The organism is Halomonas sp. Bachu 37 (genome assembly GCF_039691755.1).
In the GTDB taxonomy this organism is placed as follows: domain Bacteria; phylum Pseudomonadota; class Gammaproteobacteria; order Pseudomonadales; family Halomonadaceae; genus Vreelandella; species Vreelandella kashgarensis.
This window is the reverse complement of sequence record NZ_CP137552.1, coordinates 2,601,010-2,626,834: the sequence shown is the minus strand read 5'-3', so window position 1 is coordinate 2,626,834 and position 25,825 is coordinate 2,601,010. Positions and strand designations below refer to the sequence as shown.

Genomic DNA, 25,825 nt, shown 5'->3' with positions numbered 1-25,825 from the left:
TGCACTTGACGCTCGCAAGGCCGGTTGTGGAGTTTTGCGACAATCGGCCTGCGTATTGAAAAGGGCGTGATTATCACGCGATGGCGGCATCGACGATTTCGATCCAGTGCCGTACCGGTGTTCGATTGGCACTGGCGAGATGAGTCTGGCAGCCGATATTGGCGGTAACGATTACCTCGGGGTCACCGGCTTCCAGGGCGTTGAGCTTGTTGTCACGAAGCTGGGTGGCAAGTTCGGGTTGAGTGACCGAATAGGTACCCGCCGAGCCGCAGCACAGGTGGGCATCGGCAACCGGGGTCAAGGAAAAGCCTAGCCGGGTCAGGACGCCCTCGACGGCGCCGCCGAGCTTCTGCGCGTGTTGCAATGTGCAGGGGCAGTGAAAGGCCAGGCGTTGCGTCTCCTTGGCCGTTAACGTCTCGAGTTTTTCATCGCGAAGAATTTCTACCAGATCCTTGGCCAGCTCGCTGATACGTGCCGCCTTGCTTGCATAGGCGGGATCGTCCTTGAGCATGTCGCCATACTCCTTGACGAAGGCGCCGCACCCGCTGGCGGTCTGCACGATCGCTTCCGCGCCCTGTTCCACCTGCGGCCACCAGGCATCTATATTGGCACGCATGCGGGCACGGCCAGCGTCCTGGGCATTGAGGTGGAAATCGATGGCGCCGCAGCAACCGGCCTCGGCGACCGGCGTGACGCTGACATTCAGCTTATCCAGCACGCGCGCCGTGGCGGCATTGGTATTGGGCGACAAGCCCGGCTGCACGCAGCCCTCCAGTATCAGCATGCGCCGGCTGTGCGCCGGGGCCGGGCGTTGTCCGGCATCGATGGGCTTGGGCGGCATCTTGCTTTTCAGCGCGCCGGGAACCAGCGGCTTGAACGTCTGGCCGAGACTGAGCAATGCCTGGAAGCGTTTCGGTTCCACCAGTGCCTTGCGCAAGCCGTAGCGCAGGGCGCGATCCGGCAGCGAGCGGGGTACGCGACGCTCGATCTCCGCGCGTCCGATATCCAGCAGCTTGTGATACTCGACACCCGACGGACAGGTGGTTTCACAGTTGCGGCAGGTCAGGCAGCGATCCAGGTGCAGGCGGGTCTCTTCCGTGACTTGGGTGTCGTCTTCGGGGCTCTCGAGCAACTCCTTCATCAAGTAGATGCGCCCGCGTGGGCCGTCGCGTTCATCGCCCAGCAGCTGGTAGGTCGGGCAGGTAGCGTTGCAAAAACCGCAATGCACACAGGTTCGCAGGATGCGCTCGGCTTCCTGGATGTGCGGCTTCTGGCGATCGGCGTCGGTAAAGTGCGTCTGCATCGTCAGGGCTCCTTATCAAAACGCCGCATAGAGACGGCCGGGATTGAATATGCCATGTTCATCGAGCTCGGTTTTCAAGTTGCGATGATACTTGGCCACGATGGGGTCGAGTGGGGTGAAAGGTTCGAATTCGGCTGTCTCGTGCTGAGGGGTAAAGCAGGTGGCATGCCCCCCGGCCAGGCGACAGGCCCGGCGCAGGGTGTCGGCGTCAAGCGAGGTCTTTACCCAGCGTTGGCTGCCGGCCCAGTCATGGAAGATATTGTCTTGTGCCACGTCAAGGTCCAGTGGCGGGGTATGCGGCGGCAGCGACAGACGCCACAGCGACTGGCCCGGCTGGCACTGGAAGAATGCCAGGCGCTGATCGCGCAGCTCTTGCCAGAAAGTGCTTTCCAGCGGCTCGCCACCGAGTCGTTCCCGGGTCGCTTCCACCGAGCTGTTGCCGCCTTCCAGGCGCAGGTGCAGAAGTCCTGCATGCCAGGCGGCGGCAGTGATAGGGAGTGGTTGACGGCCCAGTTCGGCGAGTTTCTGCATCGCCTCGTCCAAGGGCAGCTCGAGGACCAGGCTATGGGTGGCCGTGGGTACCGGCAGTACCTTGAACGATATTTCGCTGAGAACCCCCAGTGTTCCCTGGGCCCCTGTCATCAGGCGCGACAGGTCGTAGCCGGCGACGTTCTTCATGACTTCGCCACCGAAGCGCAGCAGCTTGCCCTCCTGGGTGATCACTCGGGTGCCCAGCACGAAATCGCGTACCGCTCCCGCCCAGGGGCGGCGTGGGCCCGATAGCCCCGTCGCCACGACACCGCCGATGGTGCTGTCGGAACCAAAGCGCGGCGGCTCGAAGGGCAGCAGCTGATTCTGGCGGGCCAGAGCCGCTTCAAGTTCTTCTACAGGGGTGCCGGCGCGCACGGTAACCACCAGCTCGACGGGATCGTAGTGAACTATACCGCGATGCCGGGCCAGTGAAAGCGTTTCGCCCTCTACCTTGCGGCCATAGAAGGCGCGGGTGTCGCCGCCGACGATGCGCAGAGGCTGGCGGGCCTGGTAAGCCTGGCGAACCTGGGCGCTGAGCGTTTCGTTTTCGTCCTGATCGAGCGTGTCATCAGGCGCGGGATAAGCATTGTTAGTCACGGTCATGATCAATCCTGGCCAATCAGAAGCGGGGCAGTTCCGGGTGGGGAAGCTCGTTATTATGGACATGCATGGCGCCGAATTCCGCGCAGCGTGCCAGCGTGGGAATGTTCTTGCCCGGGTTGAGCAGCCGCTGGGGATCGAAGGCGGCCTTGAGAGCATGGAACACGGTAAGCTCATCGGCCTGGAACTGGCTGCACATCTGGTTGATCTTCTCGCGGCCCACGCCGTGCTCGCCGGTAATCGTGCCGCCGGCTTCCACGCATAATTCCAGTATCTTGCCGCCTACGTCCTCGGCAAGCTCCAGCTGACCTTCCTGGTTGGCATCGAACAGGATCAAGGGGTGCATGTTGCCGTCACCGGCATGAAAGACATTGGCCACACGCAGGCCGCTCTGTTCGGAGAGGGCGGCGATGCCCTTGAGAACACGGGGCAGCTCGCGCCGTGGAATCGTGCCGTCCATGCAGTAATAGTCCGGCGACATGCGTCCCACGGCGGGGAAGGCATTCTTGCGTCCGGCCCAGAACTTGGCGCGTTCGGCCTCATTGCGGGCCTGCTGGATATCGGTGGCACCCGCGGCTTCTAGGACACGGCGTACGGTGGCGCAATCGTCGTCGACATCGGCTTCCACACCATCCAGCTCGCACAGCAGAATGGCTTCGGCTTCCACCGGGTAGCCCGCGCGGATGAAATCCTCGGCGGCACGAATGGCCAGGTTGTCCATCATCTCCAGTCCGCCGGGGATGATGCCGGCGGCAATGATATCGCCGACGGCGCGGCCGGCCTTCTCCACGTCATCGAAGCTTGCCATCAGCACCTTGGCAGTTTCCGGCTTGGGCAACAGCTTGACGGTGATCTCGGTGACCACGCCGAGCATGCCTTCGGAGCCGTTCATCAATGCCAGCAGGTCGAAGCCCGGTGCATCCCACGCCTCCGAGCCAAGCGTCATGCGCTCGCCTTCGATGGTCAGTATGTCCACCCGCATCACGTTGTGTACGGTCAGGCCGTACTTCAGGCAGTGAACGCCGCCAGCGTTTTCAGCAACGTTGCCGCCGATCGAACAGGCGATCTGCGAAGAAGGATCGGGAGCGTAGTACAAGCCATAGGGGGCAGCTGCTTCGGAAATCGCCAGGTTGCGCACGCCGGGCTGTACCCGCGCCAGACGGGCTTCGGGGTCTACGCTGAGTATCTGGTTAAAGCGTGACATGACCAGTAGCACGCCTTTTTCCAGGGGCAGGGCGCCGCCGGAAAGCCCAGTGCCGGCACCGCGCGTTACCACGGGTACCCCCAGCGCACTACAGCGCTTGAGCAGGGTTTCGATCTGCTCCAGGGTCTCTGGTAGTGCAACCAGCATCGGCAGCACACGATAGGCGGCCAAGCCGTCGCACTCGAAGGGGCGCAGGTCCTCCTCGCGGTGCAATAGGGTGAGCTCGGGAGCCGCCTGTTGCAGATCGCTCAGCACGTCAGCCTTGGTGTTGGTTTTGATTTCACCATCAAGGCGCTCGTCAAAATGAAAATTCATGGCAGCTCCTGAAGAGAAGGAGAGGACGCAGGCGATAATGCCTGATGAGGGCTATTTTATGGAAAAGCTTTCCATAAATCTATTGCGGCGTAGCAGGCGGAAAGCTTTTGCATAAACTTGATGCATGACGCCGGAGCCCAAGGGCTCCGGCGAAAGCGTTATCTACGTGGCGTTACCGGCGTGACGATTCAGTTGCCGGGTAACTGTAGTATCGGATCGCTAACCCCGATCACATAGAAGGCAACAAGGGCGATGAGACCGGTCGCTACCAGATAGTATAGGGTGGGTAACAGAGTCTTGCGGATAGTAGTACCTTCCCGGCCCAGCAGTCCCACGGTGGCGGATGCCGCCACGACGTTATGGATGGCGATCATGTTGCCTGCCGCGGCACCGACCGCTTGTAGCGCAACCATCAGAGCGGTGGAGACCCCCAGTTGCTGGGCCACGTTGAACTGGAACTCGGCCAGCATCAGGTTGGAGACCGTGTTGGAACCGGCAATGAAAGCTCCCAATGCGCCCACCGCGGGTGCGAAGAACGGGTAGACGCCGCCGACACTATCCGCCACGAGCTGGGCCATGGCCACCGGCATGGAAACCAGGTCGGAACCGTTGACGCCGGAGTTGATCAGGATGCGCACCATGGGGATGGTGAAGATCAGCACGAAACCGGCACCCAGAATGGTCTTGGATGAATCGCTGAAGGCGGCCTTCAGCTCGGCGCCTTTCATGCGGTGCAAGAGCGCCGTGACCAGTACCACCATCAACAGAATGCCACCCGGCAGGTAGAGCGGCTGAATGCTGCCCGAGACTCCGGCTTCGCCGAGAATATTGCTCCAGCCGAAGGCGAACGACGTGAGCGCTTCACGCAAGGGGTCGATGACGCGAGAAGCCACCAGGAAGATCGCCAGCAGGACATAGGGAACCCATCCCATGAAGGTGGAGATCGGCGCCTTGCCGGCGATATCGTCCATCTTGATTTCGAGCTTGCCGATCCACTCGTCCGGCCAGGAAGTGGATTCGGGGAAGTCCCAGCTATCCTTGGGGATGAGAAAGCCACGGCGGGCGGCGGGGACCACGATGGCCAGACCGACCATGGCGCCGATCATCGACGGGAATTCCGGCCCCAGCAGCACACCTGCCAGCATGTAAGGCACGACGAACGCAACGCCGGCGAAAAGGGCGAACGGGGTAATCGACAGGCCTTCCTTCCACGAGCGGTTGGCGCCGAAGAAGCGAACCATGACCACGACCATGATCAACGGCATGAGAATGCCGACGATGCCATGGATGATCGCCACTTCGCTGACGATGAGGCGGAAGTACTCAAGCCACGTGTAGCCACCATTGGCAAGCTGCTCGGTGATGCCTTCACGGTTGATGCCACCGCTGACCCCGACCACGATGGGGGTGCCCACGGCGCCGAAGGAGACCGGTGTCGACTGGATCATCATGCCGACCACCACGGCCGCGAGAGCCGGGAAGCCCAGCGCCACCATCAAGGGAGCCGCTACCGCCGCCGGCGTACCGAAGCCTGATGCCCCCTCGATAAAACAGCCGAACAACCAGGCGACGATGATGGCCTGGACACGGCGGTCCGGGCTGATACCGGAAAAACCTTTGCGAATCGCGGTGATGCCTCCCGAGTGCTTGAGCGTGTTGAGCAGCAGGATGGCACCAAAGATGATCCATAATATTGAAACGGTAAGAATCAATCCTTGTAAGGTCGAGGCCAGGACGCGGGTAAACGTCATGTCCCAGGCGAGCAGGCCGATCAGTGCCGTGACCACAAATACAATCGGCATGGCGGTCTTGGCTGCCATGCGTAAGCCGATCAGCAGCACACCCGCCAGTACCAATGGTACAAAAGCCAGAAGTGCAAGAGTTGTTTCATTCATGGGAGGAACTGCCCTTGTTATTTATCGGTATGCTCCGGAATGACCGTCAGGAGCGTGAGCCTCTGTCGGCGTCAGCGTGAAAGATACGGATCACACTTTACGTTGACTACTATTGGAGAATTGGTATTACCAATATGATGTGCTGAAAGACACTAAGATTTACTCGAAAGAAGTGATCAAGTATCTGTTTTTAAATTATATTTCGGCATCCTGTGAAAGCAGGCGTCCGGTGAGGCATTAGACTAATAGACAGCACGGTAAGAGCCTGACAGCACCGAATTGCCTCACATTCATCAGGGTTTTTTGGGTTTGCCTAACCTGGCTGCTTCTGGCAGTTTTAGTGAACCGATAGTGGCTTCCTCTCCCAATGACAACAAGGCTTTCCCCAATGGCACGATACTTGTACGACCTCTGCGGTCGTGATGAACGATTACGGTTTTCTCCATATTGCTGGCGTGTGCGGATGGCCCTGGCGCATAAGGGGCTGTCGGTTGAAACCGTGCCGTGGCGCTTTACCGACAAGCAAGCACTTGCTTTCGCCGATTACGACAAGGTGCCGGTGCTCTGCGATGGCGAGCAGGTCGTCACCGATAGCTATGACATCTTGTGCTATCTGGACACGACGTATCCTGAAGCTCCTCTGTTGGGAGAAGGGCTGGCCAAGCAGCGGGTCCTGTTTTTCAAGCACTTCGTCGAGCGCAGCGTCACACCATCGCTGTTTCGTATCGTGGCGCTGGATCTCTTTCAGGCGGTGCATCCTGACGATCGCGACTATTTCCGTACCACTCGGGAAGCTCGCTTTGGCTGTACCCTGGAGGAATTTCATGATCCAGAGAGGGGGCGTGCCGAGTTGCAAAAGGTGCTGGCTCCGGTTCGCGAGCAGTTGAGAAGCGCACCCTTCATCGATGGCGATTCTCCGGCGGGGGCCGATTACCTGCTGTTCGGCAGCGCGATGTGGGTCCACTGCGTCTCTCGGGAGCCGTGGACGACACCTGGTGATCCCGTTGATGCGTGGTTTGAACGCATGCTGGATCTGCATGACGGGCTGGCGCGCAACGCTTTCACTATTCGGGATCTGGATTAGGCTTGGCGCTAAGCGGCGGAACATGCCGTCTTGTAACAGAACTCGAGGTCATGCTGCTTGAACCAGACGCGTTCATGGTCCCTGAGGGAAGCTTGCGATGAACGAAAGGGCAGGATGGGAAATATCATGTTGCGCTGCACAAAAGGTCCTGCTAGTTTCATAACATGGATTATGCAACAGACGGCGTATAGGCAGGTAAGCCTCGTTCCCATCTCAAGATGCGAGAAACGCTCGCATCTACTTTCGGAGAGTCAGCATGAACAAGAGTTCTGACAAAGTGACCCAGCAAATGGAATCCGTATTGGTCGCGCCGATGCGCACCTATACTGTGGCGGCGCTGGACTACTATGAAAAATTACTTAGCGCCCAGTTGGACGCCGCTCGCTCCTATACCGACCTGAACATGGCGCAAGCGCGGGTATGGCTGGAGGTAAAGGATGCCGATACGTTCAAGAAGGCCGTGGAAAGCCAGCAGAAGACGGTTTCCGACCTGAGCGAGCGGATGAAAGGCGATGCGGAAAAGATTCTGTCGTTGAGCCAGGATTTCGCCCAGCAGAGCCAGAAAATGACGGAAACTAGCGCCAACAAGAGTGTGGCTTCGGTAAAGGCCGTTAGCTGACCTCATGGGTTGGTAAGAGGCTGGCGATGCATCGCCTATGACGTTGTCACGACATCACCACGATATCGCCACCCCTATGGGTGGCGATGTTATGTTAGGGATTATTGACCTTTCATTCACGACCGCGAGGAAACGCCAACAGGCCCTAGATAACACACCTGAAAGTTTCCGGCATGATTAACGTATACAATTTAATGTCCGACTCGGCTGCGCAAACGTAAACGCGCTATCTTGATGATCTGCTCCACGGCAGTGCGTCGCTCGGTTGACAAGTCATTGCCGAGCCGCCGTTCGAATTCCGCCAGGATGACATGGCGATCCAGCCCCTTGACCGCAATCACGAAGGGAAAGCCGAATTTCTCCTTGTACGCCTGGTTGAGTCTCTCGAAAGTCTTGAACTCTTGAGGCGTACACTGATCGAGCCCCGCGCCGGCTTGCTCGCTGGCCGAATCACGCGTCAAATCACCACTTATCGCTGCTTTTCCGGCCAGGTCGGGGTGCGCACGAATAACGGCTATCTGTTGCTCGGTATCGGCCTGCTGCAAGCATTTTCCCATCGTTTCGGCGAGGCTATCTGGATAGTCGTGTTCAGACGTCAGGCCTTGTTCCCACGCTTGTTCCGCCACCCAGGGCGAGTGTTCGAAAATATCGCCGTAATGCGCCAGGAACTGTTCCCGGTCGAGGGTGCTGGGGCGCGGCGATAGATAGATAGCGGACATGAGGACTCCCTTCGCGAGTGTGTATTCGCTTATACTGTATACAATAAATGGGAGTGACGGTACTCTAGCCGTCACTAAAGACGATAATGACAAGTGTGCTGACAAGGAGCCGATATGGGATATTTGACGACGCATGTACTTGACACGGCCAGAGGGTGCCCGGGCCGGGGGATTCGTATCGAGGTGTTTCGCCTGAGCCAGGATCGCCGGGAATGCCTGAAGGAAGTCGTCACCAACGCCGATGGCCGTTGCGATGCACCACTCCTGGATGGAGAGGCCTTTCAAGTGGGCGAGTATGAGCTGGTATTTCATGCTGGTGAATATCTTGATAGCCATGCCGCGCCCACCGAGTCGCCGCGTTTTCTCGACGTGATCCCCTTGCGCTTCGGCGTCGCCGATGCTGGTCAGCACTACCATGTTCCGCTGCTGCTGTCCCCTTATGGATACACGACCTACCGCGGCAGCTGAAAGGACACTTCATGCAAGCTTATCTAATTGATTTTGCCAACCTGCTGTTGCGCTGGCTGCATGTCATTGCCGCCATCGCCTGGATCGGGGAATCCATCTACTTCGTGATGCTGGACAACAGCTTGCGCACCCCCAAAGCGCAGGAGGGTCGCGACAGAGGTGTTTTCGGGGAAATGTGGGCGGTCCATGGCGGGGGGTTCTACCACAACCAGAAGTACGCCACGGCGCCCGCCAAGCTCCCCGCCGACCTGCACTGGTCATTCTGGAAGGCTTATACCACCTGGCTTTCGGGCTTTGCGCTATTCGTCATCCTGTACATGGTCAACCCTGGTTTCTACCTGGTGGATCCCGCGAGCGACTGGCAGTGGGCCGCCGGCATGAGTGGTTGGCAGGCTAACTTGCTGGCGCTGGCGTTCCTGATCGGCGGCTGGGTCGTTTACAACGAGCTATGCAAGCGCATCAGTCCCAATATGGAGCGCGACGGCCTGCTGAGCCTGGCGGTGGCGGTGATGATGATCGTCGTGGCCTATCTCAGCACCCAGATGTTTACCGGCCGTGCTGCATTTCTGCTCACCGGCGCGGTAATGGCGACGGCCATGTCGGCCAACGTATTCTTCTGGATCATTCCCGGCCAGCGACGCATGGTCAAGGCGATGCGGGCAGGGGAGTCGCCCAATCCGCTGGATGGCAAGCGCGGCAAGCAACGCTCGGTTCACAACACTTATTTCACTCTTCCAGTGGTGTTGCTGATGATCAGCAACCACTACTCCTTCGCCTACTCGCATGATCTTGCCTGGGTGATCATGACGTTGTTCATCTTCGCTGGTGCCTTGATTCGACAGTATTTCGTGCTGATGCACGGCGGTAGCCACAAGCCGGCTTATCCTGTAGCGGGAGTCGCCTTGATCGTGATAGCCGTTTGGGTGGGAGCACCGGGCTCGACCGGAGCCGCCGTGGGTCAAGCTACTGCGCCGGATAGTCAGGAAGTGCATACCATCGTCACCCAGCGCTGTGTGCAGTGCCATTCACAGACCCCCACGCATCCTGGATTTTCCGCTCCCCCCGCCGGTCATGTATACGACCAGCTCGATCAGGTGGTGAGCGAGAAGGAGCTGATCCAGAAAGTGGTGGCAAGTGGTTACATGCCCTTGGGAAATATCACCCAGATGAGCGAGGAAGAACGCAACACCATCGCCGCCTGGGAGTAACGAGAGAGAGCAAGCCATGAGTGATTCGCAGGCGGTGGTAAAACGTCGCTCTTCCGTCAAGGAGGGTGATGAGCGCCACGAAGCGATTTATCGTGCTGTCAGCGATGCCATTGTGGAACAGCGGCTCAAGCCCGGCGCAAGATTACGCGAAGATGCGCTAGCGGAAGTATTCGGCATCAGCCGTACCGGTATTCGCAAGATTCTGCAGCGGTTGGCGCTGGAGCAGTTGGTCACGCTGACACCGCGACGCGGCGCCAGCGTGACGCGGCCAACCGCCGAGGAGGCGAAAGATGTATTCGACGCCCGCCAGCTCATCGAATGCGGCCTGATGCCGGATGTGGCAAGAAGCGTCACGCAAAAGCAAGCCGGCGAGCTACGCGAGATGGCCCGTCAGGAGCGTCAGGCGCTGCGTAGCGGCCAGCAAAGTGTGGCGATTCGCCTGTCGGCGGATTTCCACGTGCGCTTGGCGCAGTTATCGGGTAACGCCACCCTGGCGGAGTTTGTCGAACGGCTCTGCTCGCGCTCGTCATTGATACTTGCCGTCTATGGCCATCGCGGCCATCTGGGTTGTGAATCCCATGACCACGACGATCTGATTGGTTACCTGGAGGAGGGCAACGGCGAGCGTGCCAAGGCATTCATGAGCCGTCACCTGAAAGCGATCGAAGCGTCGCTTTCCATCGTGGAAGAGGAAGACAGTGTCCCTGACTTGAAACAGATATTTGATACCTAGCAGCCGGATTTAAATGGCTTGACTGCTCTGTGCCTCTTGGGCCGAAGGCAGCCACTGACGTCAACAAGGAGCCGTCATGACGTATTCGTCGTCAACCACCCATGCACACTATCCCCGCGACCTGGTCGGCTACGGCCGCAATCCTCCCCATGCCAATTGGCCGGACAAGGCGAAGATTGCCGTTCAGTTTGTGCTGAACTACGAGGAGGGGGGTGAAAACAGTGTGCTGCATGGCGATGCAGGCTCCGAGCAATTCCTATCGGAAATTATCGGCGCACCGGCCTACCCGGACCGCCACCTGAGCATGGAATCAATTTACGAGTACGGCTCCCGGGCAGGCGTCTGGCGAATACTGCGCGAGTTCGAGAAGCGCGATTTACCGTTGACGGTATTCGGTGTGGCCATGGCCCTTGAGCGCCATCCCGACATCGCCCAGGCATTCAGGGACCTAGGTCACGAAGTCGCCTGCCACGGCTACCGCTGGATTCACTACCAGGAAGTGCCCGAGCACGTCGAGCGCGAGCACATGCAAAAAGCCATGGACATATTCCAGCGGCTCTACGGGGAAAAACCACAGGGCTGGTACACCGGTCGCGATAGCCCCAACACTCGGCGGTTGGTACTGGATGAGGGTGGCTTCCTTTACGATAGCGACTATTACGGTGATGACCTGCCGTTCTGGACCACCGTGACCGACAGCCAGGGGAGTGATCACGACCATCTCGTTGTGCCCTACACCCTGGACAGCAACGATATGCGCTTTGCCGCACCGCAGGGGTTCAATACCGCGGATCACTTCTTTACCTATCTGCGCGATGCCTTCGATGTGCTCTACGCCGAAGGTGAGGACACTCCGAAAATGCTGTCGGTCGGCTTGCACTGTCGTTTGATCGGTCGTCCCGGGCGTTTTCGTGCCCTGCAGCGCTTCCTGGACCACATTCAAAGCCACGACCGCGTCTGGGTGGCGCGCCGGGTCGATATCGCCCGGCACTGGGCCGAGCACCACCCCGCGCCGACGCGGTGATCCATTCTGGAAATTACATGACTAAACATAGCTACTACGCCCCAACCGGCGGACACCCGCCCCAGACACAACTACTGTCGGATCGAGCGGTGTTCAAGGAGGCCTACGCCTTCATTCCCAAGGGCGTGATGCGCGATATCGTCACCAGCAACCTGCCGTTCTGGGAGGGCACCCGCCTGTGGGTATTGGCCCGCCCGCTTTCCGGGTTCGCCGAAACGTTCTCCCAGTACATCATGGAGGTCGCTCCCGAAGGCGGCAGCGATAAACCAGAGCTTGATCCCCAGGCCGAAGGCGTGTTGTTCATCGTCGAGGGCGAGTTAACGCTCACCATCGCCGGTGAGCGACATACGATGCAACCAGGCGGTTATGCGTTCATACCGCTGGGCAGCCACTGGCAGGTGCGCAACGAATCCGATGAGCCGGTTCGCTTTCACTGGGTGCGCAAGGCGTACGAATTCGTGGAGGGGCTGGAGGCGCCGAAGGCCTTCGTCACCAACGAGCAGGACGTTGCGCCAATCGAGATGCCGGGTACCGAAGGCCGCTGGGCCACCACGCGATTCGTCGACCCCGCAGACGTACGTCATGACATGCACGTCAATATCGTGACCTTCCAGCCTGGCGCGGTGATTCCGTTTGACGAGACCCATGTCATGGAGCACGGTTTGTATGCACTGCAGGGGAAGGCCGTCTACCATCTCAACCAGGATTGGGTCGAGGTGGAGGCGGGTGACTTCATGTGGTTGCGTGCCTTTTGCCCCCAGGCCTGCTATGCCGGTGGTCCTGGCCCGTTTCGCTATCTGCTCTACAAGGATGTCAATCGCCACATGAAGCTGGGTTCGACTCGCTGAATACATGAAAGGACAATCAAGGAGACTCACGTGCTGGAACTGAATGCCCGTCCACTGACGCCGCAATCCTTTGCCCCGTTCGGGGATGTGATCGACGCGCGTACCGCAGATTCCTTTCCCATCAACGAGGGGCGTACCCAGCGTCATCACGACATCGCCAAGGTTGAGACATTGGGTGACGACGCACGGACGTTGATCAGTATCTTTGTCAGCCAGCCGGTGGAATTGCCTTTGGAAATTTCCTATCTGGAACGCCATCCGCTGGGCAGCCAGGCCTTCATGCCCCTGCACGAAGAGCACTTTCTGATCGTGGTGGCGCCCCCGGGTGACGATGTCGATCCGGCGAAAGTGTGTGCCTTCTTTACCGATGGGCGCCAGGGGGTGAACTATCGTCCCGGCACCTGGCATGCAGTACAGTCCGTGCTTTATCGAGAAGGAGAGTTCCTGGTGGTGGATCGTGGCGGTGCCGGGAACAACTGCGAGGAATATCCCCTGGAAGTGCGAGTGACACTGGGATGAAAGGCTGACCGTGCCGCTGTAATAAATGGTGCGTATACTGGGGAGCAAGCCGCCTTGGTACCAGATGCTCAAGGCGGTGGTGATCGACGGCGCACCATGCGCCTTGCCGTGTCGGCCTACCGAGGAGAGTTATGAAACCGCTACCCCATATTCCGCTTCGCCGTACCAAGATTGTCGCCACGCTGGGTCCCGCCAGCGATCGTGAAGGTGTATTGGAAGCCATGCTGGCGGCGGGAGTGGATGTCGTAAGGTTGAATTTTTCTCACGGTAATGCCGAGGATCATCGCCGCCGGCTGGAAGCGGTGCGTACCATCGCGGCACGCCTGGGCCGAAGCGTCGCCGCATTGGGCGATCTCCAGGGGCCGAAGATACGTATTGCGCGGTTCAAGGAGGGCGCCGTCACCCTTGTAGAAGGTCATTCCTTTATTCTGGACATGGCCCTGGACCGGGACGCGGGGGATATCGAACGTGTCGGTTGTGATTACCGCTCGCTGGTTGAGGACGTGGTGGCGGGCGATCGCCTGTTGCTGGATGACGGCCGAGTGGTACTCGACGTCACGGCAGTGGAAGGGCAGCAGGTGCATACACGTGTGGTGGTCGGCGGCAAGCTTTCCAACCACAAGGGCATCAACAAGCAAGGCGGCGGTCTCTCCGCGCCGGCGCTGACCGAGAAGGACAAGGAAGACCTCACCACCGCCGTCCAGATCGGCGTCGACTATCTGGCGATCTCCTTCCCCCGGAGAGCCGAGGACATGCTCGAAGCTCGTGCCCTGCTGGGTGAGGCGGGAGCGGATATCGGCCTGGTGGCCAAGATCGAGCGCGCCGAGGCAGTGGCCGACGACGCCACCCTGGACGGCATCATCGCCGCGTCGGAAGCGGTGATGGTGGCCCGCGGCGACCTGGGAGTCGAGATTGGCGATGCCAAGCTGGTCGGGGTGCAGAAACGCCTGATCAAGCGTGCCCGTTCGCTCAATCGCGCGGTGATTACCGCCACTCAGATGATGGAGTCGATGATTTCCGCGCCGTTGCCGACACGCGCCGAGGTGTTCGATGTCGCCAATGCCGTACTCGACAGCAGCGACGCGGTCATGCTTTCCGCCGAGACCGCCACCGGCGACTATCCGCTGGAAACCGTGGAGGCCATGGCGCGTATCTGCCTGGGAGCCGAGCGGGAAAGAATCGCCCAGGAGTCGGGTCACCGCATTCATGAAGGTTTTACCCGGCCCGACGAAACCATCGCGCTTTCGGCCATGTACGCCGCCAACCACATGGACGGTGTGGCGGCTATCGCCTGCATGACGGCATCGGGGTATACGCCCTTGATCGCCTCGCGTATTCGCTCGGGATTGCCTATCGTCGGGCTGGCCCACAACCCCATCGCCCAGCGGCGCATGGCGCTGTATCGCGGCGTGGTGTCGCTACCGTTCGATACCTCGTCCATGAGCGCCGCCGAACTCAACGACCAGGCTCTGGCCTTGCTGGTCGCTCAGGGCATCGTCGAGGTGGGCGATCACGTGATTCTGACCCGTGGCGATCACATGAATGCCCACGGAGGCACCAATACCATGAAGGTACTGGAAGTGCTGCCCCGCCATGCTGAAAGGAAAGCGTCCTAAACCCATGCTGCGTTAGCCCATCCACTCAGGTGACTCCCCGATGAATCCAACCCGCCGTGCCTTGCTCAAGTTTTCATTTGCTCTTCCCGTGCTGGGCATGGTGCCGTTGGTGCCGAGCCTGGTGATGGCACAGAACGATGAGCGCTTGCCACTGGTGATTCATACCAGCCAAGGGCCGCACCGTCTGAGTGTGGAAGTGGCCGAAACCCCTGCCCAGCGCCAGCGTGGCCTGATGGAGCGGGATCACCTCGATGTCGATAGCGGAATGCTGTTTCTGTACGATCGGCAGCAGAGTGGGCGGCAGGGGTTCTGGATGTATCGCACCCGAATCCCGCTGGATATTGCCTTTATCGACAGCGATGGCCGGATTGTCGCGATCGAACAGATGCCCCCTTGCGAGTCATTGCGTCCTGCGCAGTGTCCCTCATACGAGCCCGGCGAAGCCTACCATTCTGCACTGGAAGTCAATGCGGGCTACTTTGCCGAACGCGGCATCAACGTGGGGGATTGCGTGTCGCTGCCGGGGCACGCGGGCTTCTGCCGAACTTGATCACGATCAGGGCGATACCTGCTACCACCAGGCCACCGCCAGCCAGTTTATGAATGCCCAGGCTGTCTCCCATCAACAGCACACCCAATACCACGGCCAGAACCGGCACCAGTAGCGTCATGGGAACCACGCGATTGACCGGGTGCCGGCGCAGCAGGCCGTACCAGATGCTGTAAGCCACGATGGAGGACATCACGGCGGTATAGAATACCGCTCCCCATCCCGCCCAGCCCGCCTGGCGTAAAGCCGACCACTGATCGCTTTCGAATAGCCACGACCCGAGTGCGACCTGGGGAACGGCAAACAGCGCCACCCAGCCCGCCAGAGCCAGCGGCGCAATATTGGGGCCTTGCTTGATCAATAGTTGGGACACCGCCCAGCCCAGGGCGCTGCACAGCAGAATCGCCAGGGGCAGCGGGGCGGGGAGCGTCGGTCCTCCGGCAAGTACGATCACCCCGGCGAACGCCAGCAGCAAGCCGGACAGGCGCTTGGCGCCCAATTTCTCCTTGAGAAACACAACGGCTAAAAGCGTCGCGAAGGGCGTGCCCATCTGCACCAGCAAGGCACCGGTACCGGCCTCGGCCTGTTCCAGCCCGATAAAGAGAAAGGCGAAGTGCAACGTGCCGAAGGTAAGCGATAGCAGCGCCAGGAACAGCAACTGGTGCCTGGCGACGGGATGAAACGGGACGATGAGAGCGGCGACCAGCATGAAGCGCAGCGTGGTCATGAACAACGGTGGAAGCTCGGCCACGCCGACCTTTATCACGATGATATTGAGCGCCCAGATGGCGACGACGAAAAGACCCAGTAATAGATCGCGAATAGGCACAGCATTCTCGCAAGCAAGGACAACGGGGAAACAGCGGAACAGCCGTGAGCATAGCAGGTTGTCGCGATTCACGGGATCAAGCTGGTCTTCGTCGCCACAAGCTTTACAATGAGCTTGGGCAATCCCCGCTACGTGCTTCATATCGGAAATGTACGTACCTCAGGCACGCCACAAGCGTCCGCCGCGGCTTTCCATCCGAAAGCGAAAGCTCTACTGCCTAATCCTTGGCAGCTGGCATCCACTCGTTATGGCTCGCTGTCTTTGCCGGTAACCGGTACTGCCTTATCAGTCACTGGTACCAGGACGGCCAATAATATAAAAGGAATACCATGAAGCTGACACGCCATTTGACCCGCCTGGCCGCCGGCCTGGCTGGCGCCGCTGTTCTCACCGCCTCGTTCTCGGCCCAGGCACGTGAACTCTCCGTTTCCACTGTGCTTTCCGATGCCTTCCCCTGGGGCCAGGCCGCCGAAAAGTGGGCGGAACTGGTCGAAGAACGTAGTGGAGGCGAGATGACCCTGCGCGTCTATCCCAACTCGCAGCTGGTCTCCGGCGATCAGACCCGCGAATTCTCCGCCATGCGCTCGGGGCTGATCGATGCGGCGGTGGGATCGACCATCAACTGGTCGCCCCAGGTGCCCGAACTCAATCTCTTTTCACTGCCATTCTTCATTCCCGACGAGGCCGCGGTCGATGCGGTGACCGCCGGTGAAGCGGGTGAGATGGTGTTCGAAGCGATCGAATCACGCGGGGTTGTCCCGCTGGCGTGGGGCGAGAATGGCTTTCGCCAGGTCTCGAATTCACGTGGGCCGATTAGCCAGCCTGACGACTTGGATGGACTGAAAATCCGCGTGGTGGGCTCCCCGCTATTCCAGGATACCTTCTCTGCCTTGGGCGCCGATCCCACGCAAATGAGCTGGACCGATGCCCAGCCGGCGCTGACCACCGGAGCGGTGGACGGTCAGGAAAATCCGCTATCCGTCTTTGACGTGGCGCGTATCGACCAGGTCGGTCAGGAGCATCTGACGCTGTGGAACTACATGAATGATCCGCTGATTTTTGCGGTGAATCAGCAGGTCTGGCAGTCACTGACCGAAGAACAGCAAGAAATGTTGCGTGACACCGCGAAGGAAGCCGGCGAGTGGGAAATTGCCATGACCCGTGAACAGGAGAGCGAACGTCTGGCCGCGATTCAAGAGCGGGGGGTGACGGTGACCGAGCTTTCCGATGAACAGTACCAAGCCTTTGTCGATGCGACGCGGTCCGTTTATGAAAAATGGGCGCCACGTATTGGTGAAGACCTGGTAGAGGCGGCCCAAACGGCTATCGACGCGCGTTAATCACTTCAGACGTTCCAGCTACCGGCGTTGAGGCCGGTAGCTTTCTATCGTGAGGCTGTCATGAAAGGCTTTCCCGATGCTCGCCCTGAGCGCTGGCTGGGGGCGATGGCATTAATTATCATCGCATTGATCAGCTTGGCTAACGTGGTGACGCGCTACGTAACCGGCGGCTCGTTTTCGTTCACTGAGGAATTCTCGATATTTCTGCTGGTCGTGCTGACCTTTGCCGGCGCCTCGGTAGCGCTGCGGCGTAATCGCCATATCCGTATCGGACTCGTCGAGCGTGCTCTGCCACCGGGGCTACGCAAGGTGTTGATACTGTTCCAGGCTCTGTGCGGCGTGATTGTTCTGGGCTTGATTACCTGGTATGGCGGCAAGCTGGCCTGGCAGGAATACCAATGGGAGTCGTTGTCGCCGGGGCTCGGGCTGCCGCAGTGGTGGTATCTGGTATGGCTGCCGGTACTTTCCGCTGCGATGTTGTGGCGCTTGCTGCAGCAGACCGCCGATCGCCTGACGGGGAGGCTCGTCGATGAGCCCTGATGTGTGGATGATCCTGGCCTTTGCTGGGCTGCTGATCGCCGGGGTGCCGGTAGCGTTTTCCCTGGCCCTTTCCGGGGCGGTGGGCATTGTCGTGGGGTTGTCGCCGGATATGCTCGCCACGTTGGGTACCAATACCTACAATAGCGTTGCCAAGTATCCATTGATCGCGATTCCGCTATTTATCTTGACCGGGCTGATTTTCGAACGCTCGGGCGTGGCGTTGCGCCTGGTGCGCTTCGCCCAGGCATTGATCGGCCCGCGCCACGGCGGCCTGGCTCTTGTCGCGGTGCTGGTCTGCATGATCATGGGCGGCATGAGTGGCTCGGGGCCGGCGGATGCGGCAGCTGTGGCGATGGTCATGCTGCCCAGCATGACGAAAGCGGGCTATCCCAAGCCGTTTTCCGCCACCTTGATTGCCGCATCGGCATCCACCGCAATTCTGATCCCGCCTTCGGTGGCGCTGATTCTTTACTCCATAGTGGTGCCGGGTGTTGATCTCCGAGCACTGTTTGCAGCGGGGTTGTTTCCCGGTGTGCTGGCGGGGCTGGCGCTATTGGTACCGGCATTAATGGTTTCCAGACGCTACGGTTGGGAAGGTGGCACGCCGGTGGAGGGTGCCGAGCAACTGAGTGTGCGCACGACATTCAAACAGGCGATACCCGCCCTGTTCGCTCCCGTGCTGATACTGGGCGGTTTGCGCTCCGGGCTGTTCACGCCGACCGAAGCGGCTGTAGTGGCAGTTGCCTACGGGGCGATCGTGGGCCTCTTTCTCACCCGGGAGCTATCGCTGCGCGACATATGGGAATTATTGGGTGAGGCGGCGGTCATCTCCGGTGTGGTCATGCTGATCATCGCTCTGGCGGGTATCTTTGCCTGGGCGGGCACCATGCTGGGTACTTTCCGCCATCTGGCGGAATGGATCATCGGCTTGACCGACAACGGGGTATTGCTGCTTATTCTGGTCATGTTGGCGGTGCTGCTAGCCGGCATGCTGCTGGACGCGATATCGATTTATTTGATCATGATGCCGATCCTGATTCCGGTGATGCAGCATTTCGAATGGAATCCGGTCTGGTTCGGTATCCTGCTGGCGATGAACATCGCCATCGGCCAGTTCACACCGCCGGTGGCGGTGAACTTGATGGTGACCACCGAGGTGGCTCGAATCCGCCTGGAGCACACGCTTGGTTGGGCACTGCTATTCGTCGTCGCGATGGGTTGTGCCTTGGCCTTGGTGGCGATTTTTCCGTCCATCGCGCTCTGGCTACCCACGGTGCTGGGCTACAACGTTTAATGATTGAATGTACTGCGTTTGATTTCTGGAGCATCCAATGATCTTCCCCCCACGCTTTGCCCCGCTGGTATTTTCGGTGTTGATGTCGATCTATATGGTCACGTTGATGACCTTCGTCATTACGTGGGCCAACACCGGCATGAGTGAGGGTTTTCTGGGTCGTTGGTGGCAAGCATTCTATATTGCTTGGCCCATTGCGTTTATCCTGATAATGCTAGGAGCCCCGCGGCTGCAGCGGCTTACCGCAAAGTTGTTACACAAGCCACAAAGGACAGAAAAATGAGGCGGGCCTGTCTTGGTTATCAATGCTCATGACCCATACCCAAGAAGCATGGAATTAACGCCTACTAAACGTTCAAGGCGTCTAGAATGGCGACACGGCTAGCTCGGCTGAGGCAGTATGAAATCGATGGGTCGAGGCCGCTGACGGCAAGCATCCTGGAAACATGCTAAGGCCTTTTCATGTCAGGCTTTTTCGCTAATTTGCGTTTTTTTCGCTAAAGTAGTCTGAGGTGGTTATCCCGCCGAATCAGACTATCTTGAAACGTTTGCGAACCGATGATTGCACTTGTGTGGGCTATCGGATTGGGAACGACTGTAATACCTATAACATCAAGAGGTGTGTCCATGAAACGCCATGTATTTTCCACTGCCGCCTTCTCTGGCGCGTTGATTGCCGCCGCTACCTTCGCGTCTCCGGCGGTTGCTCAGGAAGAACGCTATATCACCATCGGTACCGGTGGTCAGACCGGTGTCTATTACGTCGTCGGTCAGTCGGTCTGTCGTATGGTCAACCGCGGCAGTGATGACCACAACATTCGTTGTAACGCTCCCTCCACCGGTGGTTCGGTGGCTAACGTCAACGGCATCAAGAGTGGTGAGCTGGATATGGGCGTTGTACAGTCCGACGTCCAGTATCGTGCGTACGAGGGCGAAGGAAACTTCGAGGAAGAGGGCGCCTGGGAAGACATGCGTTCCGTGTTCACCATGCATGGTGAGCCGCTGACCGTTGTGGCCCGTGCAGACTCCGGCATCGAGAACATCAGTGACTTTCCCGGTAAACGTGTCAATATCGGTAACCCGGGTTCCGGCCAGCGCAATACCATGGATGTGGTGATGGACGCGTTCGGTTGGGACGAGGATACCTTCGCGCTGGCGTCCCAGCTGGATGCCGCCGAGCAGTCTGCCGCTCTGTCGGATAACAATATCGACGCCATGGTGTATGTCGTAGGGCACCCGAACGGCTCCATCCAGGAAGCCACCACTACCATCGACGCTCGCCTGGTACCGGTGACTGGCGACGAGATCGACTCCCTGATCGAAGAGTATCCTTACTATACTCGCTCGGTGATTCCGGGTGGTCTGTATCGGGGTAACGACGAAGACGTCGAAACCTTCGGTGTAGCAGCCACTTTCGTTTCCTCCACCGATGTCGATGAAGATATCGTCTACGAAACAGTCAAGGCGGTATTTGAAAACTTCGACCGTTTCAAGCGCTTGCATCCGGCGTTTGAAAACCTCAACGAAGAAGATATGATTTCGGACGGTCTCACCGCTCCGCTTCACGATGGTGCAGAGCGTTACTATCGTGAGCGTGGCTGGATCGAGTAACAGCGCAGCGGTAGCGTAATAAGCAACGGGTGAACACCGTTCACCACCAGTAGTTAAGCGCGGACGCCCAGGGTGTCCGCGTTTCTTGTTGAAAGCGCTGATTGTCAGCGCTGACCATTAGGCAGGGCAAGCGTATGCGTGATGACAGACAACCCTCGGCGGCGGCTGAAAATGACCTGGAGGATATGGTCGCTTCCAGCGATTCGGGGGCACGAAAGCCTGCGGGAATGCCGGGTAGACTATTGGTAAGTATCGCAGCGACGTGGTCGCTGTTTCAGCTATGGATTGCGTCACCCCTGCCTTACATGGTGGGGTTCGGGGTGTTCAGTGCCACCGAGTCACGCTCGATCCACCTGGCGTTTGCGCTGTTTCTCGCTTTCATGGCTTATCCCGCCCTGAAGCGCTCGCCCCGCGACCGTATTCCGTTACTGGACTGGGTGTTTGCCGCGGTGGCTGCTTTCTGTGGCGCCTATCTTTTCATCTTTTATTCCGATCTGGCGCAACGGCCTGGTCGTCCTATCACCCAGGATATCGTGATCGGGGTGATAGGCATCATCATGTTGCTGGAAGCCACCCGGCGCGCACTGGGTCCTCCGTTGATGATCGTGGCGGGCCTGTTTATCGTCTATTCGCTGTTCGGTCCTTATATGCCGGGTATCCTGGCCCACCGGGGTGTAAGCCTGGGCGGTTTGATCAATCACCAGTGGCTGGGCACTCAAGGCGTGTTCGGTATTGCATTGGGGGTTTCCACCAGCTTTGTCTTCCTGTTCGTTCTGTTTGGCGCATTGCTGGAAAAGGCGGGCGCTGGCAATTATTTCATCAAAGTCGCTTTTTCCATGCTTGGTCACTTCAAGGGCGGCCCGGCGAAAGCCGCCGTGGTGGCGTCCGGCATGACCGGTTTGATTTCGGGGTCGTCGATTGCCAATACGGTAACCACGGGGACGTTCACGATTCCGATGATGAAGCGTGTTGGCTTTAGCTCGGAAAAAGCGGGCGCCGTGGAAGTGGCTTCATCCGTCAACGGCCAGATCATGCCGCCCGTGATGGGTGCCGCCGCCTTCCTGATGGTGGAATACGTCGGCATATCTTATGTTGAAGTGATCAAGCACGCCTTCCTGCCTGCGGTGATTTCCTATATTGCGCTTATCTATATTGTTCACCTCGAAGCGCTTAAGGCGAACATGAAGGGGTTGCCTTCGGGTAATCCGCCACGACCCTTGCTCAATAAAATTCTTGGCTTCATGACCGGATTGATCCTGCTGATGGTGCTGTCGTTCGCCGTTTATTACGGTCTGGGTTGGCTTAAACCAGTATTGGGCGAGGCTACGCCCTGGGTCGTATCGCTTGGCCTGGTCTTGGTCTATATCGGCTTGTTGAAAGTGAGCTCTAATTATCCAGAACTTGAAATGGATGACCCCAACTCGGCGGTGGTATCACTGCCGCAGACACGCCCCACGGTAATGGTCGGCCTGCACTACATCCTGCCGGTTATCGTGCTGGTGTGGTGCTTGATGGTGGAGCGCATGTCACCGGGACTGTCGGCCTTCTGGGCGACGATGTTCATGATCTTCATCATGGTCACGCAGCGTCCCGTCATCGCTTTCTTTCGTGGTCACAGCCAGTTTGCCGCCGACGTCAAGGAAGGCTTAAAGGATCTCTGGGACGGTCTCGTCGCGGGGGCACGCAACATGATCGGTATCGGTATCGCGACCGCTACCGCCGGTATCGTGGTGGGTGCCGTCTCGCAAACCGGTGTGGGCCTGGTGCTGGCGGATGTGGTCGAGATCCTTTCCGGCGGCAACTTGATGATGATTCTGCTGCTTACCGCGTTGCTCAGCTTGATTCTGGGCATGGGCCTGCCGACCACCGCCAACTATATCGTGGTATCCGCGTTGATGGCGCCGGTGATCGTGCTGTTGGGCCAGCAGAACGGTCTGATCGTGCCTTTGATCGCGGTACATCTATTCGTGTTCTACTTCGGCATCATGGCCGATGTCACGCCGCCTGTCGGCTTGGCCTCGTTCGCCGCGGCGGCGGTCTCCGGTGGCGACCCGTTACGTACCGGCTTTCAGGCCTTCTACTACAGCCTGCGCACGGCGGCACTGCCGTTTCTGTTCATCTTCAATACCGATCTCCTGTTGATCGACGTCAGCGTGCTACAGGGTGTCGTGGTGTTTATCGTCGCCACGACCGCCATGCTGATTTTCGCGGCGGGTACTCAGGGCTACATGATTACCCGCAACCGCTGGTACGAATCGCTGCTGCTGCTGCTGGTCGCCTTTACCCTGTTTCGTCCGGGCTTCTGGATGGACCGTATCCACGACCCTTACGAGTCCGTTCCTCCTGCTCAGTTTGTAGAAGCGCTGGAAAGCGTCGATGACGGCAGTAACCTGCGGGTGCAAATCGCCGGTGAAGATGATTACGGCGATCCGATGACGACGTACATCCTGGTGCCGGTACCGCGTGGCGACAGCGGGGAAGAGCGCATGGAAGCGCTGGGAATGGAGCTTTGGGTCGATGATGGCCAGGCGCTGGTCGACTTTGTGGCGTTCGGCAGTCAGGCCGCCGAGCTGGGTTTCGATTTCGATCAAGAGATCATCGAAGTGCTGGCTCCGGTGGATCGCTGGACCAAAGAGTGGCTGTGGATTCCTGCTCTGGCCATCTTTGGTCTGGTGGTGATGCTGCAGCGTCGGCGTCGTGAACCGCCCAGTGCAACGACCGCCGCCGACGCCTGATATCCATCGTTAGAAGAGGAGTATCATCATGTATCGGAAAATCCTGTTGCCGGTGGATCTCAACGAGGAAGCCTCATGGCACAAGGCACTACCCACCGCGCTGGCACTGTGCAAGAGCTTTGATGCCAGCCTGCACGTGGTAACGGTGCTGCCCGAATTTCACATGCCCATGGTGGGTGCCTATTTTCCCAAGAATTTTTCGGCCAAGGCCCATGAGGCGATATCGGCGGCTCAGCATACGTTTATCAAGGAGAACGTGCCCGAGGAGATAAAAGTACAAAGCGTGATTGTCGATGGCTCTCCCTGGGAGGCCATCATCAAGGCGGGCAAGAAACTGGATGTCGACCTGATCGTCATGGCCTCGCATACCAAGCGCAAGTTTGTCGATTACGTTCTGGGGCCGAATGCCGAGCATGTCGTCCACCATGCCAAGGTCTCGGTGATGATCGTGCGTTGAGCACCGTCTGTGGTGAAGAGCCTCCGTCCTGTGACGGAGGCTTTTTTTGTGGGCGTGACCTTTGTAGGCGGGATAAGGGAGGCTTTGAAGGCTAAGCATCGAAAAAATTGCAGCCTGATAGGTGATCGAGGGATTTTTTGTACCGTGTTGCGCTGGATTGCCTGATTTGACCGCCGCTCGTCTACATTAAGAGAGTATTAGCTCATTATCTCAGGATTAATGAGGGGTGAGTTTGGTTTTCAGTTCCCTGATGAAGTGAGTTCCTAGGTGAACCACAGGAGTCATGCAATGAATGCAACTACAACAAAAACACATGCTCATGCGGATACGCCCAGAGTCAAGATTTCAGCCAAGAAAGTGGGGGTGGACAGGCCTCGTGCCTGGCTGGCGGCGGGGATCGAGGATTTTCGCCGAGCCCCGGTCGTCAGTCTGGCTTACGGCATGTTCTGGGTCGGGCTGAGTGTTGCAGTTACCCTCGGCATTTTCACCATGGGATACTGGTACTGGCTATTGCCCGTGGTGGCGGGCTTCATGTTTCTCGGCCCCTTGGTGGCGGTAGGCTCCTACGGTATCAGTCGCGCATTGCAGCATGGCCGGGCGCCTCATCTGGGAGATGCCTTCAATACCTGGCAACCCCACGCTGGTCAGCTGGCCATGATGGGCGTGATGATGATGCTGTTCTTTCTGGCGTGGATACGTCTGGCGACTCTGCTCTTTGCCCTGTTCTTCGGTTTTGAAGTACCCAATCCTGTAACGCTCTACACCGTGCTGCTTACCACCCAGGAAGGTCTGAGCATGCTGGCGGTGGGAACCGTCGCGGGGGGAATACTCGCCTTCGGTGCCTTTGCCATCAGTGTCGTGGCAATTCCCACCTTGATGGATCAGGACCTCACCTTCATGGAAGGTATAGAAGCCAGCGTACGCTGCGTGACGCATAATTTTCGCCCCATGCTGCTGTGGGCAGCGATACTTACCGGCTGCGTATTGATCGGTGTGGTGACCTTCTATATCGGACTGGCCCTGATCCTGCCGGTTCTGGGACACGCCAGCTGGCACGCCTATGAGGAACTGGTTCAAGTCGATAGCGTGGACAAGATCTCTCATTGATCGACCTTTTTAGCCTGACCTGTCAAAAGAGATGGCATAATCTTGGCCATCTCTTTTTATTGTGGTCGCCTCCCCGAGGCGCTATTGATTGGGTAGGCTAGAGGAAAGACAAACGATGAGAGACTTCAGGAAAGGTATGGGCTTTACCAAGCGACAATGGCTGTCGGCATTGAGCTTACTGGTACTAGTGGTGTATTCCACGACGACCTTGGCCGATGCCGAGTCCTCTCTGCCGTATCCTGTCGGGCCGGTGGTGCTGAAGGTGACAGGCAACATCACGCACACCAACACCGAAGATGAAGCGCATTTCGATCGTGCGATGCTCCGCGATCTGCCGTTACACGAATTCGCAACGACGACTCCATGGACCGAAGGGACAAGCGTGTATTCTGGTCCGTTGCTGCGCGACTTTCTGGACCGGTTGGGTGCCGAAGGGGAGCAGATCCATGTTCAGGCGTTGAATGGTTACGAAGCTCATATACCGTTATCCGACCTCGATAAGTATGACGTGCTGCTGGCAATGGATCGGGACGGAGAGGCAATGCCGATCCGCGACTATGGGCCGCTTTGGGTGTTGTATCCATTCGATCATCATGAGGAGCTGCTCAGCGAAAAGATTCGCTTTCGGGCCGTATGGCAAGTGATGCATATCCATGTCCTCTAGCGGGATATTGCC

Annotated in this window: 25 protein-coding genes; 19 read left to right on the top strand and 6 right to left on the bottom strand. The window is 58.6% G+C overall.

The genetic code is table 11. The features are described from left to right. Positions 1 to 73: 73 nt before the first annotated feature. From glcF to R5M92_RS12070, 4 genes are all read right to left on the bottom strand, one after another. Complete coding sequence (gene glcF, locus R5M92_RS12085; protein ID WP_346796199.1) at positions 74 to 1,303, bottom strand: glycolate oxidase subunit GlcF; 1,230 nt, start codon at positions 1,301 to 1,303, stop codon at positions 74 to 76. A gap of 15 nt (positions 1,304 to 1,318) precedes the next feature. Further along, the gene (gene glcE, locus R5M92_RS12080; protein WP_346796198.1) at positions 1,319 to 2,437 is read right to left on the bottom strand and encodes a glycolate oxidase subunit GlcE; all 1,119 of its coding nucleotides are present in this window, start codon (positions 2,435 to 2,437) and stop codon (positions 1,319 to 1,321) included. Positions 2,438 to 2,453: 16 nt separating this feature from the next. Then, positions 2,454 to 3,953, bottom strand: coding sequence for a glycolate oxidase subunit GlcD (gene glcD, locus R5M92_RS12075; protein ID WP_346796197.1), 1,500 nt, complete (start codon positions 3,951 to 3,953; stop codon positions 2,454 to 2,456). A 188-nt stretch (positions 3,954 to 4,141) separates the two neighbouring features. Continuing rightward, positions 4,142 to 5,848, bottom strand: coding sequence for an L-lactate permease (locus R5M92_RS12070; protein WP_346796196.1), 1,707 nt, complete (start codon positions 5,846 to 5,848; stop codon positions 4,142 to 4,144). 388 nt (positions 5,849 to 6,236) lie between these two features. Here R5M92_RS12070 and R5M92_RS12065 point away from each other — a divergent pair, with 388 nt between their 5' ends. Further along, complete coding sequence (locus R5M92_RS12065; RefSeq protein WP_346796195.1) at positions 6,237 to 6,932, top strand: glutathione S-transferase N-terminal domain-containing protein; 696 nt, start codon at positions 6,237 to 6,239, stop codon at positions 6,930 to 6,932. Between the two features lie 256 nt (positions 6,933 to 7,188). Continuing rightward, positions 7,189 to 7,551 carry a phasin family protein gene (locus R5M92_RS12060; RefSeq protein WP_346796194.1) on the top strand — a complete coding sequence of 121 codons (363 nt, stop codon included), beginning with the start codon at positions 7,189 to 7,191 and terminating at the stop codon, positions 7,549 to 7,551. 191 nt (positions 7,552 to 7,742) lie between these two features. On the opposite strand, the gene uraD is transcribed toward R5M92_RS12060, so the two are convergent. Continuing rightward, entirely contained in the window at positions 7,743 to 8,270 is a 528-nt protein-coding gene (gene uraD / locus R5M92_RS12055) for a 2-oxo-4-hydroxy-4-carboxy-5-ureidoimidazoline decarboxylase (RefSeq protein ID WP_346796193.1), read from the bottom strand. A 114-nt stretch (positions 8,271 to 8,384) separates the two neighbouring features. Between uraD and uraH the strand changes: the two genes are divergently transcribed. From uraH to R5M92_RS12015, 8 genes are all read left to right on the top strand, one after another. After that, on the top strand, positions 8,385 to 8,738 hold the full coding sequence (uraH, locus tag R5M92_RS12050; protein ID WP_346796192.1) for a hydroxyisourate hydrolase: 354 nt from the start codon (positions 8,385 to 8,387) through the stop codon (positions 8,736 to 8,738). Positions 8,739 to 8,749: 11 nt separating this feature from the next. Then, positions 8,750 to 9,946, top strand: coding sequence for a urate hydroxylase PuuD (locus R5M92_RS12045; RefSeq protein ID WP_346796191.1), 1,197 nt, complete (start codon positions 8,750 to 8,752; stop codon positions 9,944 to 9,946). Between the two features lie 16 nt (positions 9,947 to 9,962). Continuing rightward, a complete protein-coding gene (locus R5M92_RS12040; RefSeq protein ID WP_346796190.1) occupies positions 9,963 to 10,679 on the top strand; it encodes a GntR family transcriptional regulator in 717 nt (238 codons plus the stop codon). Positions 10,680 to 10,755: 76 nt separating this feature from the next. Then, positions 10,756 to 11,703: an allantoinase PuuE gene (gene puuE / locus R5M92_RS12035; protein ID WP_346796189.1), complete on the top strand. Its 948-nt coding sequence runs from the start codon at positions 10,756 to 10,758 to the stop codon at positions 11,701 to 11,703. A 17-nt stretch (positions 11,704 to 11,720) separates the two neighbouring features. Further along, positions 11,721 to 12,551, top strand: coding sequence for a bifunctional allantoicase/(S)-ureidoglycine aminohydrolase (locus R5M92_RS12030; protein ID WP_346796188.1), 831 nt, complete (start codon positions 11,721 to 11,723; stop codon positions 12,549 to 12,551). Positions 12,552 to 12,581: 30 nt separating this feature from the next. Further along, positions 12,582 to 13,070 (top strand): ureidoglycolate lyase, encoded by a 489-nt coding sequence (locus R5M92_RS12025; RefSeq protein WP_346796187.1) that lies wholly within the window; start codon positions 12,582 to 12,584, stop codon positions 13,068 to 13,070. 131 nt (positions 13,071 to 13,201) lie between these two features. Beyond that, positions 13,202 to 14,686, top strand: a complete 1,485-nt coding sequence (gene pyk / locus R5M92_RS12020) for a pyruvate kinase (RefSeq protein ID WP_346796186.1) — start codon at positions 13,202 to 13,204, stop codon at positions 14,684 to 14,686. Between the two features lie 40 nt (positions 14,687 to 14,726). Continuing rightward, positions 14,727 to 15,236 carry a DUF192 domain-containing protein gene (locus tag R5M92_RS12015; protein ID WP_346796185.1) on the top strand — a complete coding sequence of 170 codons (510 nt, stop codon included), beginning with the start codon at positions 14,727 to 14,729 and terminating at the stop codon, positions 15,234 to 15,236. Here the strand turns inward: R5M92_RS12015 and R5M92_RS12010 are convergent. Continuing rightward, the gene (locus R5M92_RS12010; RefSeq protein WP_346796184.1) at positions 15,181 to 16,065 is read right to left on the bottom strand and encodes a DMT family transporter; all 885 of its coding nucleotides are present in this window, start codon (positions 16,063 to 16,065) and stop codon (positions 15,181 to 15,183) included. The genes R5M92_RS12015 and R5M92_RS12010 overlap by 56 nt on opposite strands. Before the next feature lie 329 nt (positions 16,066 to 16,394). Here R5M92_RS12010 and R5M92_RS12005 point away from each other — a divergent pair, with 329 nt between their 5' ends. The 9 genes from R5M92_RS12005 (at position 16,395) to R5M92_RS11965 (ending at position 25,813) form a co-directional block, all read left to right on the top strand. After that, entirely contained in the window at positions 16,395 to 17,405 is a 1,011-nt protein-coding gene (locus R5M92_RS12005) for a DctP family TRAP transporter solute-binding subunit (protein WP_346796183.1), read from the top strand. A 60-nt stretch (positions 17,406 to 17,465) separates the two neighbouring features. Beyond that, positions 17,466 to 17,945, top strand: coding sequence for a TRAP transporter small permease (locus tag R5M92_RS12000; RefSeq protein WP_346796182.1), 480 nt, complete (start codon positions 17,466 to 17,468; stop codon positions 17,943 to 17,945). Continuing rightward, positions 17,935 to 19,239: a TRAP transporter large permease gene (locus tag R5M92_RS11995; RefSeq protein ID WP_346796181.1), complete on the top strand. Its 1,305-nt coding sequence runs from the start codon at positions 17,935 to 17,937 to the stop codon at positions 19,237 to 19,239. The genes R5M92_RS12000 and R5M92_RS11995 overlap by 11 nt, the downstream gene beginning before the upstream one ends. A gap of 37 nt (positions 19,240 to 19,276) precedes the next feature. Continuing rightward, on the top strand, positions 19,277 to 19,522 hold the full coding sequence (locus tag R5M92_RS11990) for a DUF2798 domain-containing protein (RefSeq protein WP_346796180.1): 246 nt from the start codon (positions 19,277 to 19,279) through the stop codon (positions 19,520 to 19,522). 344 nt (positions 19,523 to 19,866) lie between these two features. Continuing rightward, positions 19,867 to 20,850: a TAXI family TRAP transporter solute-binding subunit gene (locus R5M92_RS11985; protein WP_346796179.1), complete on the top strand. Its 984-nt coding sequence runs from the start codon at positions 19,867 to 19,869 to the stop codon at positions 20,848 to 20,850. Positions 20,851 to 20,984: 134 nt separating this feature from the next. Beyond that, positions 20,985 to 23,585, top strand: coding sequence for a TRAP transporter permease (locus tag R5M92_RS11980; RefSeq protein WP_346796178.1), 2,601 nt, complete (start codon positions 20,985 to 20,987; stop codon positions 23,583 to 23,585). A gap of 28 nt (positions 23,586 to 23,613) precedes the next feature. Further along, the gene (locus tag R5M92_RS11975) at positions 23,614 to 24,042 is read left to right on the top strand and encodes a universal stress protein (protein WP_346796177.1); all 429 of its coding nucleotides are present in this window, start codon (positions 23,614 to 23,616) and stop codon (positions 24,040 to 24,042) included. A 288-nt stretch (positions 24,043 to 24,330) separates the two neighbouring features. Beyond that, positions 24,331 to 25,149 (top strand): DUF2189 domain-containing protein, encoded by an 819-nt coding sequence (locus tag R5M92_RS11970; RefSeq protein WP_346796176.1) that lies wholly within the window; start codon positions 24,331 to 24,333, stop codon positions 25,147 to 25,149. Between the two features lie 136 nt (positions 25,150 to 25,285). Beyond that, the gene (locus R5M92_RS11965) at positions 25,286 to 25,813 is read left to right on the top strand and encodes a molybdopterin-dependent oxidoreductase (protein WP_346796175.1); all 528 of its coding nucleotides are present in this window, start codon (positions 25,286 to 25,288) and stop codon (positions 25,811 to 25,813) included. Positions 25,814 to 25,825: the final 12 nt, after the last annotated feature.

Coding starts and splice junctions, on each gene's coding strand:
- R5M92_RS12045 (WP_346796191.1), top strand. CDS start 8,750: ATGCAAGCTTATCTAATTGATTTTGCCAACCTGCTGTTGCGCTGGCTG.
- R5M92_RS12040 (WP_346796190.1), top strand. CDS start 9,963: ATGAGTGATTCGCAGGCGGTGGTAAAACGTCGCTCTTCCGTCAAGGAG.
- R5M92_RS11975 (WP_346796177.1), top strand. CDS start 23,614: ATGTATCGGAAAATCCTGTTGCCGGTGGATCTCAACGAGGAAGCCTCA.
- R5M92_RS12065 (WP_346796195.1), top strand. CDS start 6,237: ATGGCACGATACTTGTACGACCTCTGCGGTCGTGATGAACGATTACGG.
- glcF (WP_346796199.1), bottom strand. CDS start 1,303: ATGCAGACGCACTTTACCGACGCCGATCGCCAGAAGCCGCACATCCAG.
- R5M92_RS12000 (WP_346796182.1), top strand. CDS start 17,466: ATGAAAGGCTTTCCCGATGCTCGCCCTGAGCGCTGGCTGGGGGCGATG.
- R5M92_RS11990 (WP_346796180.1), top strand. CDS start 19,277: ATGATCTTCCCCCCACGCTTTGCCCCGCTGGTATTTTCGGTGTTGATG.
- glcE (WP_346796198.1), bottom strand. CDS start 2,437: ATGACCGTGACTAACAATGCTTATCCCGCGCCTGATGACACGCTCGAT.
- R5M92_RS12005 (WP_346796183.1), top strand. CDS start 16,395: ATGAAGCTGACACGCCATTTGACCCGCCTGGCCGCCGGCCTGGCTGGC.
- uraD (WP_346796193.1), bottom strand. CDS start 8,270: ATGTCCGCTATCTATCTATCGCCGCGCCCCAGCACCCTCGACCGGGAA.
- R5M92_RS11995 (WP_346796181.1), top strand. CDS start 17,935: ATGAGCCCTGATGTGTGGATGATCCTGGCCTTTGCTGGGCTGCTGATC.
- R5M92_RS12015 (WP_346796185.1), top strand. CDS start 14,727: ATGAATCCAACCCGCCGTGCCTTGCTCAAGTTTTCATTTGCTCTTCCC.
- R5M92_RS12030 (WP_346796188.1), top strand. CDS start 11,721: ATGACTAAACATAGCTACTACGCCCCAACCGGCGGACACCCGCCCCAG.
- R5M92_RS12060 (WP_346796194.1), top strand. CDS start 7,189: ATGAACAAGAGTTCTGACAAAGTGACCCAGCAAATGGAATCCGTATTG.
- R5M92_RS11980 (WP_346796178.1), top strand. CDS start 20,985: ATGCGTGATGACAGACAACCCTCGGCGGCGGCTGAAAATGACCTGGAG.
- puuE (WP_346796189.1), top strand. CDS start 10,756: ATGACGTATTCGTCGTCAACCACCCATGCACACTATCCCCGCGACCTG.
- R5M92_RS11970 (WP_346796176.1), top strand. CDS start 24,331: ATGAATGCAACTACAACAAAAACACATGCTCATGCGGATACGCCCAGA.
- R5M92_RS11965 (WP_346796175.1), top strand. CDS start 25,286: ATGGGCTTTACCAAGCGACAATGGCTGTCGGCATTGAGCTTACTGGTA.
- glcD (WP_346796197.1), bottom strand. CDS start 3,953: ATGAATTTTCATTTTGACGAGCGCCTTGATGGTGAAATCAAAACCAAC.
- uraH (WP_346796192.1), top strand. CDS start 8,385: ATGGGATATTTGACGACGCATGTACTTGACACGGCCAGAGGGTGCCCG.
- pyk (WP_346796186.1), top strand. CDS start 13,202: ATGAAACCGCTACCCCATATTCCGCTTCGCCGTACCAAGATTGTCGCC.
- R5M92_RS11985 (WP_346796179.1), top strand. CDS start 19,867: ATGAAACGCCATGTATTTTCCACTGCCGCCTTCTCTGGCGCGTTGATT.
- R5M92_RS12070 (WP_346796196.1), bottom strand. CDS start 5,848: ATGAATGAAACAACTCTTGCACTTCTGGCTTTTGTACCATTGGTACTG.